Source organism: Pantoea sp. 1.19, from assembly GCF_001922585.1.
Taxonomy (GTDB): domain Bacteria; phylum Pseudomonadota; class Gammaproteobacteria; order Enterobacterales; family Enterobacteriaceae; genus 1-19.
On sequence record NZ_MRBS01000001.1, the window covers coordinates 129,706 to 141,956 of the forward strand.

14 protein-coding genes and 1 other RNA gene are annotated in these 12,251 nt (G+C 59.5%); 9 read left to right on the forward strand and 6 right to left on the reverse strand.

Features of this window, described 5'->3' with window-relative positions; genetic code table 11:
• Window positions 1–26: 26 nt before the first annotated feature.
• The 4 genes from BS626_RS00660 to amtB all read left to right on the forward strand — a co-directional run bounded on the left by BS626_RS00660 (window position 27) and on the right by amtB (window position 5,483).
• Window positions 27–1,805 (forward strand): SmdA family multidrug ABC transporter permease/ATP-binding protein, encoded by a 1,779-nt coding sequence (locus BS626_RS00660; protein ID WP_075180484.1) that lies wholly within the window; start codon window positions 27–29, stop codon window positions 1,803–1,805.
• Window positions 1,792–3,546 (forward strand): SmdB family multidrug efflux ABC transporter permease/ATP-binding protein, encoded by a 1,755-nt coding sequence (locus BS626_RS00665; RefSeq protein WP_075180485.1) that lies wholly within the window; start codon window positions 1,792–1,794, stop codon window positions 3,544–3,546. Before BS626_RS00660 ends, BS626_RS00665 begins: the two co-directional genes overlap by 14 nt.
• Window positions 3,547–3,819: 273 nt before the next feature.
• Complete coding sequence (gene glnK, locus BS626_RS00670) at window positions 3,820–4,158, forward strand: P-II family nitrogen regulator (protein WP_075180486.1); 339 nt, start codon at window positions 3,820–3,822, stop codon at window positions 4,156–4,158.
• Window positions 4,159–4,193: 35 nt separating this feature from the next.
• Complete coding sequence (gene amtB / locus BS626_RS00675; RefSeq protein WP_075180487.1) at window positions 4,194–5,483, forward strand: ammonium transporter AmtB; 1,290 nt, start codon at window positions 4,194–4,196, stop codon at window positions 5,481–5,483.
• Between the two features lie 53 nt (window positions 5,484–5,536).
• Here amtB and tesB read toward each other — a convergent pair whose 3' ends face one another.
• Entirely contained in the window at window positions 5,537–6,400 is an 864-nt protein-coding gene (tesB, locus tag BS626_RS00680; RefSeq protein WP_075180488.1) for an acyl-CoA thioesterase II, read from the reverse strand.
• 210 nt (window positions 6,401–6,610) lie between these two features.
• On the opposite strand from tesB, the gene BS626_RS00685 reads away from it, so the two are divergent.
• Window positions 6,611–7,168: a YbaY family lipoprotein gene (locus tag BS626_RS00685; protein ID WP_075180489.1), complete on the forward strand. Its 558-nt coding sequence runs from the start codon at window positions 6,611–6,613 to the stop codon at window positions 7,166–7,168.
• Window positions 7,169–7,203: 35 nt separating this feature from the next.
• On the opposite strand, the gene BS626_RS00690 is transcribed toward BS626_RS00685, so the two are convergent.
• The gene (locus BS626_RS00690; RefSeq protein ID WP_075180490.1) at window positions 7,204–7,515 is read right to left on the reverse strand and encodes an MGMT family protein; all 312 of its coding nucleotides are present in this window, start codon (window positions 7,513–7,515) and stop codon (window positions 7,204–7,206) included.
• A gap of 169 nt (window positions 7,516–7,684) precedes the next feature.
• Here BS626_RS00690 and ffs point away from each other — a divergent pair.
• Window positions 7,685–7,781, forward strand: an RNA gene (gene ffs, locus BS626_RS00695) — signal recognition particle sRNA small type.
• Window positions 7,782–7,823: 42 nt separating this feature from the next.
• Here the strand turns inward: ffs and BS626_RS00700 are convergent.
• The 3 genes from BS626_RS00700 to BS626_RS00710 all read right to left on the reverse strand — a co-directional run bounded on the left by BS626_RS00700 (window position 7,824) and on the right by BS626_RS00710 (window position 8,952).
• The gene (locus tag BS626_RS00700; RefSeq protein ID WP_075180491.1) at window positions 7,824–8,042 is read right to left on the reverse strand and encodes an HHA domain-containing protein; all 219 of its coding nucleotides are present in this window, start codon (window positions 8,040–8,042) and stop codon (window positions 7,824–7,826) included.
• Window positions 8,043–8,071: 29 nt separating this feature from the next.
• Window positions 8,072–8,452 carry an Hha toxicity modulator TomB gene (gene tomB / locus BS626_RS00705; protein ID WP_075180492.1) on the reverse strand — a complete coding sequence of 127 codons (381 nt, stop codon included), beginning with the start codon at window positions 8,450–8,452 and terminating at the stop codon, window positions 8,072–8,074.
• A gap of 146 nt (window positions 8,453–8,598) precedes the next feature.
• Complete coding sequence (locus BS626_RS00710) at window positions 8,599–8,952, reverse strand: hypothetical protein (protein ID WP_075180493.1); 354 nt, start codon at window positions 8,950–8,952, stop codon at window positions 8,599–8,601.
• Between the two features lie 396 nt (window positions 8,953–9,348).
• On the opposite strand from BS626_RS00710, the gene BS626_RS00715 reads away from it, so the two are divergent.
• The 3 genes from BS626_RS00715 to BS626_RS00725 are packed head-to-tail and all read left to right on the forward strand — an operon-like array spanning window position 9,349 to window position 11,763.
• Complete coding sequence (locus BS626_RS00715; RefSeq protein WP_240494242.1) at window positions 9,349–10,011, forward strand: metal ABC transporter ATP-binding protein; 663 nt, start codon at window positions 9,349–9,351, stop codon at window positions 10,009–10,011.
• Window positions 10,011–10,862 carry a metal ABC transporter permease gene (locus BS626_RS00720; RefSeq protein WP_075180495.1) on the forward strand — a complete coding sequence of 284 codons (852 nt, stop codon included), beginning with the start codon at window positions 10,011–10,013 and terminating at the stop codon, window positions 10,860–10,862. The genes BS626_RS00715 and BS626_RS00720 overlap by 1 nt, the downstream gene beginning before the upstream one ends.
• 16 nt (window positions 10,863–10,878) lie before the next feature.
• The gene (locus BS626_RS00725; RefSeq protein ID WP_075180496.1) at window positions 10,879–11,763 is read left to right on the forward strand and encodes a metal ABC transporter substrate-binding protein; all 885 of its coding nucleotides are present in this window, start codon (window positions 10,879–10,881) and stop codon (window positions 11,761–11,763) included.
• A 152-nt stretch (window positions 11,764–11,915) separates the two neighbouring features.
• On the opposite strand, the gene BS626_RS00730 is transcribed toward BS626_RS00725, so the two are convergent.
• Window positions 11,916–12,170 (reverse strand): type B 50S ribosomal protein L31, encoded by a 255-nt coding sequence (locus tag BS626_RS00730; protein WP_075180497.1) that lies wholly within the window; start codon window positions 12,168–12,170, stop codon window positions 11,916–11,918.
• Window positions 12,171–12,251 lie beyond the last annotated feature (81 nt).

The following is a 12,251-nucleotide window of genomic DNA, read 5'->3' on the forward strand; positions in this document are numbered from 1 at the left end:
CTCACCTGCGAATTCAGGACTTTTTTGTGCGATTGTTCCATCAGCTGGGCTGGTACTTTACCCGTGAATGGCGGCGCTATCTTGGCGCAGTAGCCCTGCTTATCATCATTGCTATCTTGCAGCTGCTGCCGCCAAAGGTGGTCGGCATCCTTGTCGATGGCGTGACGCGACAACAGCTCTCCGCCAGGCAGATTCTGCTGTGGGTAGGGCTGATGCTTCTCACCGCCGTGGTGGTTTACCTGCTGCGTTACGTTTGGCGTATTTTGCTGTTTGGCGCCTCCTATCAGTTAGCGGTGGAGCTACGCGAGAAGTTTTACCGGCAGCTTAGCCGCCAGCATCCCGGTTTTTATTTGCGCCACCGCACCGGCGATTTGATCGCCCGCGCCACCAACGATGTGGATCGGGTGGTTTTTGCCGCCGGTGAGGGCGTCCTGACGCTGGTGGATTCGATGGTCATGGGGTTAGCGGTGCTGCTGGTGATGAGCACGCAGATCAGCTGGCAGCTCACGCTGCTGGCGCTGCTGCCCATGCCGGTAATGGCGCTGGTGATCAAACGCTATGGCGATCGGTTGCACGAGCGCTTTAAACTGGCACAGGCCGCGTTTTCCAGCCTGAACGATCAGACGCAGGAGAGCCTGACCAGCATCCGTATGATCAAAGCCTTTGGCCTCGAAGATCGCCAGTCGGGACAGTTTGCCGCTATTGCCGCTGACACCGGCGCAAAGAACCTGCGCGTGGCGCGGGTAGATGCGCGTTTCGATCCCACAATATATCTGGCCATTGGCGCCTCAAATTTGCTGGCGATCGGCGGTGGCAGTTGGCTGGTATGGCAGCAGCAGATGACCCTCGGCGAACTGACCAGTTTTGTGATGTACCTCGGCCTGATGATTTGGCCGATGCTGGCGCTGGCGTGGATGTTTAATATTGTCGAGCGCGGCAGCGCTGCCTGGAGCCGCATCCAGGCACTGCTGGCCGAAGCGCCGGTGGTGGTCGACGGGACCCAACCGCTCGCTGCCGGGCGCGGAGCGCTGGCGGTAGCTATCCGCCGCTTCCATTTCCCCGAGGCAACAGCGCCGGCGCTCAGCGACATCCAGCTGCATATTCGCCCCGGTGAGATGATTGGCCTGTGCGGCCCGACCGGTGCCGGAAAATCGGCACTGCTGGCGCTGTTACAGCGTCATTTTGACGTCAGTGAGGGTTGCATTACCTATCAGGGCATCTCGCTGACCGAGCTGCGGATGGATGAGTGGCGCAGCCGGCTGGCCGTCGTTAATCAAACGCCGTTTCTCTTTTCTGACACCGTGGCGCGCAACATTGCGCTGGGCGCGCCCGATGCGAGCCAGGCCGACATAGAAGCCGCGGCCCGGCTGGCCAGCGTGCACGAGGACATCATGCGTCTGCCGCAGGGGTACGATACTGAAGTCGGCGAGCGCGGCGTGATGCTCTCCGGCGGCCAAAAACAGCGGCTGTCGATTGCCCGCGCGCTGCTGCTGCAAGCGGAAATCCTGCTGCTGGACGACGCGCTCTCGGCGGTGGATGGCCGGACAGAACATCAGATTTTGCATAATCTGCGTCAGTGGGGGGCCGGTAAAACGGTCATTATCAGCGCGCACCGGCTGTCGGCCCTGACCGAGGCCGATCAGATTCTGGTGCTCAATCAGGGACGGGTGGTACAGCGTGGCGATCATGCGATCCTGGCTGCGGAACCGGGCTGGTATCGTGACATGTATCGCTATCAACAACTGGAAGCGGCGCTGATTGGCGACGATGAGGGATCCGGGGAGGCGGCAGATGGCCAACGTTAAACGGCTTTGGCCGACGCTAAAGCGCCTGCTGGCGTACGGAAAACCGTGGAAACGTTCGCTGGGGCTGGCGGTGGGGATGCTCTGGCTGGCCGCGGCCGCTGAAGTGCTGGGGCCAATACTGATCAGTTACTTTATCGACAATCTGGTGGCCAAACACCGGATGCCGCTGGGGCTGGTGGTGGGGCTGATCAGCAGCTATCTGCTGCTGCAGCTGCTGGCGGCCGGACTGCATTACTGGCAGGCGCTGTTGTTTAACCGGGCGGCCGTCGGCGTGGTTCAGCAGCTGCGCACCGACGTGATGGATGCCGCGCTGCGCCAGCCGCTGAGCGCATTTGATACCCAGCCGGTGGGGCAGATCATTTCCCGCGTGACTAACGATACCGAGGTCGTACGCGATCTGTACGTCACCGTCGTGGCGACGGTACTGCGCAGCGCAGCGCTGGTGGGGGCGATGCTGGTGGCGATGTTCAGCCTCGACTGGCGAATGGCCCTGGTGGCGATCGCCATTTTCCCCGCGGTGCTGCTGGTCATGCTGATTTACCAGCGCTACAGCACGCCGATAGTCCGCCGGGTGCGCAGCTATCTGGCGGACATCAATAACGGATTCAATGAAGTGATTAACGGCATGAGCGTGATCCAGCAGTTTCGCCAGCAGGCACGCTTTGGTAAACGGATGAGTCAGGCCAGCCGTCAGCACTACTACGCGCGAATGCAAACCCTGCGGCTGGACGGTTTTTTATTGCGTCCGCTGCTCAGCCTGTTCTCTGCCGCGATCCTCTGCGGACTGATGCTGCTGTTTGGCTTCTCAACCGCCGGCAGCATCGAGGTGGGCGTGCTGTATGCATTCATTAATTACCTTGGCCGGCTTAACGAACCGCTGATTGAGCTAACCACTCAGCAATCCATGCTGCAGCAGGCGGTGGTCGCCGGAGAGCGCATCTTTGAATTAATGGACGCTCCGCGCCAGCATTACGGTACGGACGCCACGCCGCTGCAATCGGGGCGCATTAGCCTGGCGCATCTTTCGTTTGCCTATCGTGATAATCATCGGGTACTGAGCGATATTTCGCTTGAGGTAGCGCCGAAGGCGTTTGTGGCGCTGGTTGGACACACCGGCAGCGGTAAAAGCACGCTGGCCAGCCTGCTGATGGGCTACTACCCGTTGACGGAAGGGGAGATTCGCCTCGACGACCGGCCGCTGTCTGACCTGAGCCACGCCACGCTGCGCGAGGGGATCGCGATGGTGCAGCAGGATCCGGTGGTGCTGGCGGATACGCTGATGGCCAATGTGACCCTCGGTCGGGAGGTGAGCGAGGCACAGGTCTGGCAGGCGCTGGAAACGGCGCAGCTGGCGGATTTGGTCCGGGCGCTACCGCAAGGTCTGCACAGCGTGCTGGGCGAGCAGGGCAACACGCTGTCGGTCGGGCAAAAGCAGCTGCTGGCGCTGGCCCGCGTGCTGGTGGCCTCGCCGAAAATCCTGATCCTCGATGAGGCCACCGCCAACATCGACTCCGGTACTGAACAGGCGATTCAGCGCGCGCTGCAGGCGGTTCGTCAGCACACTACGCTTATCGTGATCGCACACCGGCTGTCGACCATCACCGAGGCGGATGCGATTCTGGTGCTGCACCGGGGGCAAGTCGTGGAGCGCGGGACGCACCAGGCGCTGCTGGCACAGCAGGGGCGCTACTGGCAGATGTATCAGCTACAGCTGGCCGGCGAGGAGCTGGCGCAGGCCTGATGCTCCGCGCGCCCGTGCTGCACCATCACTGGGCGGCCAGCGGGGAAAACATGGCCGGCTGCACTACCTTAACGCGCGCTGCACTCGGCTGGTGCGGCGCACCTTCGTAATTCAATCCGCTTATCCTGCCCGGAGTGTTCTGGAAATGTCGTAACAGGCATTAAAACGGACGCATTTACTGTACACCTGCTTCTTTTCAATGTTGGCATACCCTTTGCTTGAGAGATCTTGTATCGGCGTAAACCATTTTATTCTTAAGCTGGAGGGGAACGTATGAAGCTGGTTACCGTGGTGATTAAACCATTCAAGCTGGAGGATGTGCGGGAAGCGCTCTCTTCCATCGGCATTCAGGGCCTGACCGTCACCGAAGTGAAAGGATTTGGCCGTCAGAAGGGGCATGCCGAACTGTACCGCGGCGCGGAATACAGCGTGAACTTTCTGCCTAAAGTGAAAATCGATGTTGCCATTGCCGATGATCAGTTGGATGAGGTGGTTGATGTCATTAGCAAAGCGGCCTACACCGGCAGAATCGGAGACGGAAAAATTTTTGTTGCAGAACTGCAGCGTGTGATCCGTATCCGCACCGGCGAAAACGACGAAGCAGCCCTGTAATCTCAGGCGCAGAAACTGAATGGGATAAATGTAAAATGAACAAAAAATTATTTGCACTGGGGGTTTCTGGTCTGGCATCGCTGCCGTCGCTGGCGCTGGCCGCCGCGCCTGCGGTGGCCGATAAGGCCGACAACGCCTTTATGATGATCTGCACCGCGCTGGTGCTGTTCATGTCTATTCCCGGTATTGCCCTGTTTTACGGAGGCCTGATTCGCGGTAAGAACGTGCTGTCAATGCTGACCCAGGTTACCGTGACTTTCGCGTTGGTCTGCGTGCTGTGGATGGTGTATGGCTATTCGCTGGCCTTCGGCGAGGGCAACGCGTTCTTTGGCGGCTTTAGCATGGCGATGCTGAAGGGGATTGAGCTGACCGCACTGACCGGCTCCTTCTATCAATATATTCACGTTGCGTTCCAGGCGTCGTTTGCCTGTATCACCGTCGGCCTGATCGTCGGCGCCATCGCGGAACGTATTCGCTTCTCGGCGGTGCTGATTTTTGTGGTGATCTGGCTGACGCTGGCGTACCTGCCCATCGCCCACATGGTCTGGGCGGGCGGATTCCTCGCCGCGGATGGTGCGCTGGACTTTGCCGGGGGGACCGTCGTGCACATTAACGCCGCCGTGGCCGGTCTGGTCGGGGCCTATCTGGTGGGCAAACGCGCGGGCTACGGCAAAGAGGCATTTAAACCGCACAACTTACCTATGGTATTTACCGGAACGGCGATCCTTTATGTGGGGTGGTTTGGCTTTAACGCCGGTTCCGCCAGCTCGGCGAACGAAATTGCTGCCTTGGCGTTCCTGAATACCGTGATTGCCACTGCCGGCGCGATTCTGGCCTGGACCTTTGGCGAATGGGCGCTGCGCGGTAAACCTTCGCTGCTGGGCGCCTGCTCCGGTGCCATTGCCGGTCTGGTGGCGATTACGCCAGCGTGCGGCACGGTGGGCGTAGGGGGGGCATTGATCATTGGTCTGGCGGGCGGTCTGGCCGGCCTGTGGGGCGTCAGCACCCTGAAGAAGTGGCTGCGCGTGGACGATCCCTGCGATGTCTTCGGCGTGCACGGCGTGTGCGGTATCGTGGGCTGTATCCTGACCGGCGTCTTTACCTCTTCATCACTGGGCGGCGTCGGCTATGCTGAAGGCGTGACCATGGGCCATCAGGTCTGGGTGCAGCTGTTCAGCGTCGGTGTCACCGTGGTCTGGACCGGTGTGGTCGCCTTCGTGGGCTTTAAGGTGGCAGACATGGTGGTTGGGCTGCGCGTACCGGAAGAGCAGGAACGCGAAGGGCTGGACGTCAACAGCCACGGTGAGAATGCTTACAACCAGTAAGTATTGATCGGGGTAACACAGGGCGGCGTCGGCAGACGCCGCCTTTTTTGCTCTCAGGGAGCACGCAGCCGCATCACCCCTTCCTGCACGGTCGAAGCCACCAGCGTTCCCTCGCGGTCAAAGAACTCGCCGCGGACAAATCCGCGCGCGCCGGATGCCGACGGGCTCGCCACGCTGTACAGCAGCCAGTCGTTCAGATCCAACGGGCGATGGAACCACATGGAGTGATCGAGGGTCGCCACCTGCATCCCCGGCTCAAGAAACCCCTTGCCGTGCGGCTGCAGGGCCACCGGTAAAAAGTTAAAATCGGAGGCGTAGCCCAGTAAATACTGGTGAATCCGCAGATCGGCCGGCATCTCGCCGTTGGCGCGGATCCATACGTGGCGGACCGGTTCGTCCACGTGCCCCTTCAGCGGGTTATGAAATTTCACCGGGCGGATCTCCAGCGGCTTTTCGGCGAGAAATTTATCGCGCGCTTTTTCCGGAATAAAGGCCGCCAGCTGGTGGGCAATATCGGTCTCCGACGGCAAATCCTCGGGGCCGGGCACGTTAGGCATGCTGGTCTGATGCTCAAAGCCGCACTCTGGCGACTGGAAAGACGCGGTCATGTAGAAAATCGGCTGCCCGTGCTGAATGGCACTCACCCGGCGGGCGCTGAAGCTGTGGCCATCGCGCAGTGTTTCCACGTCGTAGATAATGGGCCGCTGGCTGTCTCCCGGGCGGAGAAAATAGCTGTGAAATGAGTGAATCATACGATCGGCGGGAACGGTCTGCTTGGCGGCATACAGCGCCTGGCCCACCACCTGACCGCCAAAGACCTGGCGCAGCCCCAGGTCCTCGCTCTGCCCGCGAAACAGCCCCTCTTCCAGCTTTTCCAGATTAAGAAGGGTTAATAAATTTTGTAGTGCCTGACTCATGTTGGTGACTCCGTTATCCGTCGACAGGTGCAGTGTGCGAAATCGGACCAGTCGGCGTCAATCACCGCCGACGCTTTTCCCGCTGGCCGCTATTAGCGTGACCGGGCAAAAACCGGTTTTCTGTGCCAAAATAAAACGGTTAACTCTGACAAAGAGTGGATGCGCCGCACAATTGTTGTGGCGAAGCAATCTGATAAGGAGACTGTGTTGATGAAACTTTGGCAGGTGGTAAGTGGTGCAGCGCTGGCGGTGGCGCTGGCAGGCTGTGCCGATAAAGGACGCGACATACCCACGCCGACGCTCGGTTCTCAGGTCACAGGGCAGGGCAGCACGATCGCGCAGCCGGCCGTCACCGGCAACGTCTGGATTCGCCAGCGCATTGCGCTGCCGCCGGACGCCGTGGTAACGGTAACGCTTTCTGATGCCTCGCTGGCCGATGCGCCGTCAAAAGTGCTGTCGCAGCGAGTGTTCCGCACGGAAGGCAAACAGGCGCCTTTCAGCTTCACGCTGCCGTTTAATCCGGCGGATGTGCAGCCGAACGCCAACATTTTGCTGAGCGCGGCGGTGACCATTGACGGCAAGCTGGCTTTTGTGACCGACAGCGTGCAGCAGGTCGTCACCCGTGGCGGCACCAAAAAAGATCTGACGCTGGTGCCGGTGCCGGAAATGGCTATCCCTACCGCACCGGGCGCGACGCGTACCGTACCGGCTACCTCTCCGACCCAGGTAACCCCGTCATCGGCCGTACCGGCCCCGTCAGCAATGTAAGCACCAATAAACGCCCCGTCCGGGGCGTTTTTTTATCAGGGGCACCAGCGATAGCGGGCCAGCGCCAGGCGTCCCGCCTCATTCACGTCGATGCCCTCCCGCCGTAACGCCTCACGCTGGCGCTGGCGGCGCTCACCCTGCAGCGAAAGCGCACCGTTGTGATTGATCACCCGGTGCCAGGGCAGCGTGCTGCCCTCCGGCAGCCGGCGCAACACGCCGCCCACCTGCCGGGCCGCGCGCGGAGAGCCGGCCAGCCGGGCAATGTCGCCGTAGGTCGCCACCCGACCGGCGGGGATCGCGGCAATCACCTGCCAGACGCGCTGTGGGAACTGCAGTTCTTCATCCATGGGGAGGTCCCGATCGTGACCGCTGTCGGGAGAGAATAACGTGAAGGGGGAGAGATGTGTAGGCCAACTGGACAATTAAACCGCAGTCACCGGGAGTTTACTTGCAATTGAGCAGGGCATCACAGATAATGCCGCCGCGCTTGGGAAACTGAGCTCTCAATGGAGGCCCTGTTGGTTCTCCCGCAACGCTAACTTGTGAACTCGGTCAGGTCCGGAAGGAAGCAGCCGCAGCAGGCGACGCGTGTGCCGGGATGTAGCTGGCAGGGCCTCCACCCATTCTGCCCTGCCAAAAAACTTACCCCGCGTGGCTAGCGCACATATTTCCACACCGACACGGGCACTTTGTCATACAGCTTGTTCATGGTCAGCTCTGCCAGCCGATGATCGGCAGCGGAGTAAAACACCGCCAGTTCATCATCGGACAATTCGTATTTATTTTTTTCGATAACCCGCTCAAGTGTGTCGATAGAACGACAGCGCCGCAGACGCATCAGATAATCAGTTTTCGTAAGAAGTTTTTCAGTCATTGTTAAACCGTATTAATTATTTTTAGCTGCTAAAAAGAATGGCTGGGCAAACCCCGTAGCCCCGCGCACTCTTCGGAAAAAATGTTAAACAGTCTTCTGGCAGAGGTTTGCCAGCGCTGCAGGTCCTGCGCGTTGATCCCGTAATTACTAAAAAGCATAAAGGTGTCATCGAGATATTCATCAATCTGACTGATTAAATCACTGTCTTCTATGAACTTGATTTTGTAATTGGTTGCGAATGAAGCAATATGTTCTATCAAGTCGTTAAGCTGCAGATTAATGGCCGAGGTCGGATCGTTAACCCAGCCGTGATGACTGTCACCTAATGTTGCCAGACACTCGTCGTACAGATTTTCGCACAGGAATTTCAGCTGGGCTATATCATGCCGTTTCGGTGAGTATTCGTCCATCTCTTTTCCCTCCATAGCGAGGCATGTCATTGCAGTTGCCACCGTGCGGCACCGCCACCTGGAAGTGATAAAAACAATAATCGTGCTAATCGTTTAACTGCAATTATAACCTGGATTTAAACGGGCATATTTTATTTAACGAAACATTACAATTCATCGCCCGGGGAGGGGCGGGGAGCGGCGATAAAGTCGAGCGTGATGCCTTCGTGGCTCACGCTCACCGTCACGCTTTCAGTGCTCACTTCGGTAGCATCAATGTCAAGGCAGGCATTAAAAACCTGCCAGCGATATTCATATGACATTCTATAGCCTGAATGGTTTAAAACTTCTATAGCAATAATGTGAAAACTACCCGGAACAATTTGCGCGTTCCCGGAATACCAGCCCAGGGCATCATTTAATCGGCTTTCTATTTTGAGAGTATTCCGGCGAATGATATCCGCAAGGCGCGTGGCATCGAGGTCCGTCGGAGCGATGTTATCTGGGAAAACCAGGTGCATTTTTCATCCTGACAAAAAGGGAGTATTGGTTAAAGCATTGGGCCTGCGGCAAAAAATGGCAAGAGTGCGCTGATGATGACGCTGTTGGATGCCGGCGTCGGCTACCAGCGCTCCACCGCACCCGGCCTGCCGCGGCGGCGGGTCGTGGGGCGCTTCCTGCGTTCATTCTGCCCAACGGGAGTCCGGCGGCCGGTCATACTCCGATACACTTTTTTTGCCGGGCTGCGGCGGAATCGTGGTGCCTCAAGTGTTATGTTATAACATAAACATATTCTGATTACCGAAGCGGTGCCGCATGTCTCCTTTCTCTTATTTACTGCTTCCCCTGTGGGGCCGGCTGGCGTGTCTTTTACCGCTGCTGGTGCTGTTAGCGCTGGCGACCGGATGGGCCAACGCATGACGTTGATCTTGAACGCCCTGCGGGTGGGGTATCACAGGCGCGCAATTACGCCGGCCATTCACGGTACATTTCCCGGCGGATCCCTGACGGCCATCAGCGGCGCCAACGGCTGCGGAAAATCGACGCTTTTAAACACGCTGGCCGGTATGTTGCCGCCGGTGTCCGGCCATCTGGAACAGCCGCTACCGCGCGCGCAGGTCGGCTGGCTCTCACAGCAGGCGCAGATGGACGCGCAGTTTCCGGTCACGGTTAGCGATCTGGTGGCGACCGGCGGCTGGCAACGGTCCGGCCTGCTGCGCGGCCTCTCATGCGCTCAGCGCCTGCGGGTCAGCCACTGTCTTGAGGCGGTAGATATGGTCGCTCAGCGCGGAACGCTGTTGCATCAGCTCTCGGGTGGCCAACTGCAGCGCGTGCGCTTTGCGCGTTTACTGATGCAGGACCCGGCACTGCTGCTGCTGGATGAACCTTTTACCGGGATCGATAGGCCCACCACTGAGACGTTATTGTGCCTGATCCGGCGGCTGGCGGAGCAGGGCAAAACGGTAATCGCGGTTTTACATGATGCGCAGCAAATTGCAAGGCTGTTTCCCCGTGAGCTGCAGCTCCGTGCGGACTGTGTGCGCTGGCGGCTTCCTATCGATCCGCTGGAGAGCCACTGATGACGCTACTGCAGCCTTTTCTCGAATTTGCTTTCATGCGCCGCGCGCTGGTGGCCTGTCTGGCGTTGTCGCTCAGCGCGACGCCGCTGGGAGTATTGCTGCTGCTGCGTCGTATGAGTCTGATGGGCGATGCGCTGTCGCATGCGGTTCTGCCGGGAGCAGCGCTCGGCTACCTGCTGTGCGGGTTGTCGCTGGCGGCGATGGGCACCGGAGGGCTGATTGCCGGGATTACCGTTGCGCTGCTCTCGGGATGGATCAGCCGGCACACGCCGTTAAAAGAGGACGCCAGCTTTGCCGGGCTCTACCTTGCTTCGCTGGCGCTTGGCGTCACGCTGGTATCGTTGCACGGTTCGAGCGTCGATCTGCTGCACGTGCTGTTTGGGTCGCTGTTGGCGGTGCAGGCAGAGGCCCTGTGGGCGGTGTCCGTCATCAGCGCACTGACGCTGATTCTGCTGGCGGTGCTGTATCCGGCGCTGATGATGGAAGCCATGGAGCCGGGCTGGCTCCGACAGCAAAGTCCGCGCATGACCGACTGGGCGCACCGACTGTTTTTACTGGCGGTGGTGGGCAATCTGGTCGCTGGCTTTCAGATCCTCGGCACGCTGATGTCAGTGGGGCTGATGATGCTACCGGCCGCCTGTGCGCGCTTCTGGGGCCGGCAGCTGCCGGGGATGCTGCTGTGCGCGATGCTGGTGGGCACGCTCTCAAGCCTGGTGGGGCTGAGCGCCTCCTGGACGCTGGGTCTGCCCGCCGGGCCGGCAGTGGTACTGTGCGCAGCGGGCTGTTTTCTGCTGTCAATTTTTTTCGGACCGCAGGGCGGGGTTGTCACCTCTCGCCTGCGCCATTCTTAAGGCAAGGAGTAACCCAATGAAAAAAAAAGTGACTGTCCTGTCGGTTATCGCGCTGTTAGCGGCCGGCCCACTGCAAGCGAAAAGCCTGAACGTGGTCGCCAGCTTTAGCGTGCTGGGCGATATGGTACAGCAGATTGGTGGCGATGCCGTCACGGTGAACACGCTGGTCGGTCCCAATGGCGATCCACACAGTTTTGAACCGCGTCCGCAAGACAGCGCCGCGCTGGCGCGGGCCGATCTGGTGGTGGTCAGCGGACTGGGGCTGGAAGGCTGGATGGATCGGCTGATTGCCGCATCCGGCTACGCCCATCCGCCAGTGGTAGCCTCCAACGGCGTCTCCACGCGTCAGATGGAGGAAGACGGTAAAACCGTCACGGATCCCCACGCCTGGAACAGTATGCAGAACGGGGTGATTTACGCGCGCAATGTGATGCAGGCGCTGGTAAAGGCCGATCCTGATGATGCGGCGGCCATTACCCGGCGGGGCACGGCCTATATCCAGCAGCTGGAACAGCTGGATCGCTGGGCGCAGTCGACCTTTAACGCCATTCCGGTCGCCCGGCGTCAGGTTCTGACCAGCCACGATGCCTTCGGCTACTTCGGTCAGCGCTACGGCGTACGCTTTTTGGCACCGGTCGGGTTTTCCACCGAAGCGGAGGCCAGCGCCAGCGACGTGGCGGCGCTCATCGCTCAGTTAAAAGCCCAGCATATTCAGCACTACTTCATCGAGAATCAGACCGATCCACGCCTGGTGCAGCAGATTGCGAAAGAGAGCGGGGCTACTTCGGGCGGAGAGCTCTATCCGGAAGCCCTGAGTGATAAAAATGGGCCGGCGCCTACTTACACCGCGGCGTTCAAACACAACGTGACGGCCATGGCCGCGGCAATGACGCCCCGGTAAGCGACAAAAAAGGGCCGCACAGGCGGCCCAACACTCAGCGAAATCCTCGTTATGTTCTCTTCCCTGACGGTGAACGCGTGGGCGCGGCGGCCCCACTGACCCCGGGGGCGACCTCAGCGGTGAGCCAGGCTGCCGCACCGCAGACGATGGGATTACTTCTGGCCGAGGAAGCGACCGAAGCGCTGGTTAAACCGCGCGGCACTGCCCTCTTTGGCCAGCACTTTCTGCTGACCGGTGTAGTAGGGGTGTGAAGCGGACGAAACATCCAGCGGCACATAAGGGAAGGTCTCCCCCTCAAGCTCAATGGTGCGCGCGGTGTTAATGGTTGAACCCACTTTAAAATACTGATCGGCACTGGTGTCGTGGAATACCACGGTACGGTAAGCCGGATGGATACCTGATTTCATCGTCACTCCTAAATTTGTTACGTTATAATATAACAATATTATGCGACCGCGCGCGTGACTTTTCAAGAGGCAAAAAAAGAG

Coding starts and splice junctions, on each gene's coding strand:
- BS626_RS00730 (WP_075180497.1), bottom strand. CDS start 12,170: ATGAAATCAGGTATCCATCCGGCTTACCGTACCGTGGTATTCCACGAC.
- BS626_RS00665 (WP_075180485.1), top strand. CDS start 1,792: ATGGCCAACGTTAAACGGCTTTGGCCGACGCTAAAGCGCCTGCTGGCG.
- BS626_RS00725 (WP_075180496.1), top strand. CDS start 10,879: ATGAAAAAAAAAGTGACTGTCCTGTCGGTTATCGCGCTGTTAGCGGCC.
- tomB (WP_075180492.1), bottom strand. CDS start 8,452: ATGGACGAATACTCACCGAAACGGCATGATATAGCCCAGCTGAAATTC.
- amtB (WP_075180487.1), top strand. CDS start 4,194: ATGAACAAAAAATTATTTGCACTGGGGGTTTCTGGTCTGGCATCGCTG.
- BS626_RS00710 (WP_075180493.1), bottom strand. CDS start 8,952: ATGCACCTGGTTTTCCCAGATAACATCGCTCCGACGGACCTCGATGCC.
- tesB (WP_075180488.1), bottom strand. CDS start 6,400: ATGAGTCAGGCACTACAAAATTTATTAACCCTTCTTAATCTGGAAAAG.
- BS626_RS00715 (WP_240494242.1), top strand. CDS start 9,349: ATGACGTTGATCTTGAACGCCCTGCGGGTGGGGTATCACAGGCGCGCA.
- glnK (WP_075180486.1), top strand. CDS start 3,820: ATGAAGCTGGTTACCGTGGTGATTAAACCATTCAAGCTGGAGGATGTG.
- BS626_RS00690 (WP_075180490.1), bottom strand. CDS start 7,515: ATGGATGAAGAACTGCAGTTCCCACAGCGCGTCTGGCAGGTGATTGCC.
- BS626_RS00720 (WP_075180495.1), top strand. CDS start 10,011: ATGACGCTACTGCAGCCTTTTCTCGAATTTGCTTTCATGCGCCGCGCG.
- BS626_RS00700 (WP_075180491.1), bottom strand. CDS start 8,042: ATGACTGAAAAACTTCTTACGAAAACTGATTATCTGATGCGTCTGCGG.
- BS626_RS00685 (WP_075180489.1), top strand. CDS start 6,611: ATGAAACTTTGGCAGGTGGTAAGTGGTGCAGCGCTGGCGGTGGCGCTG.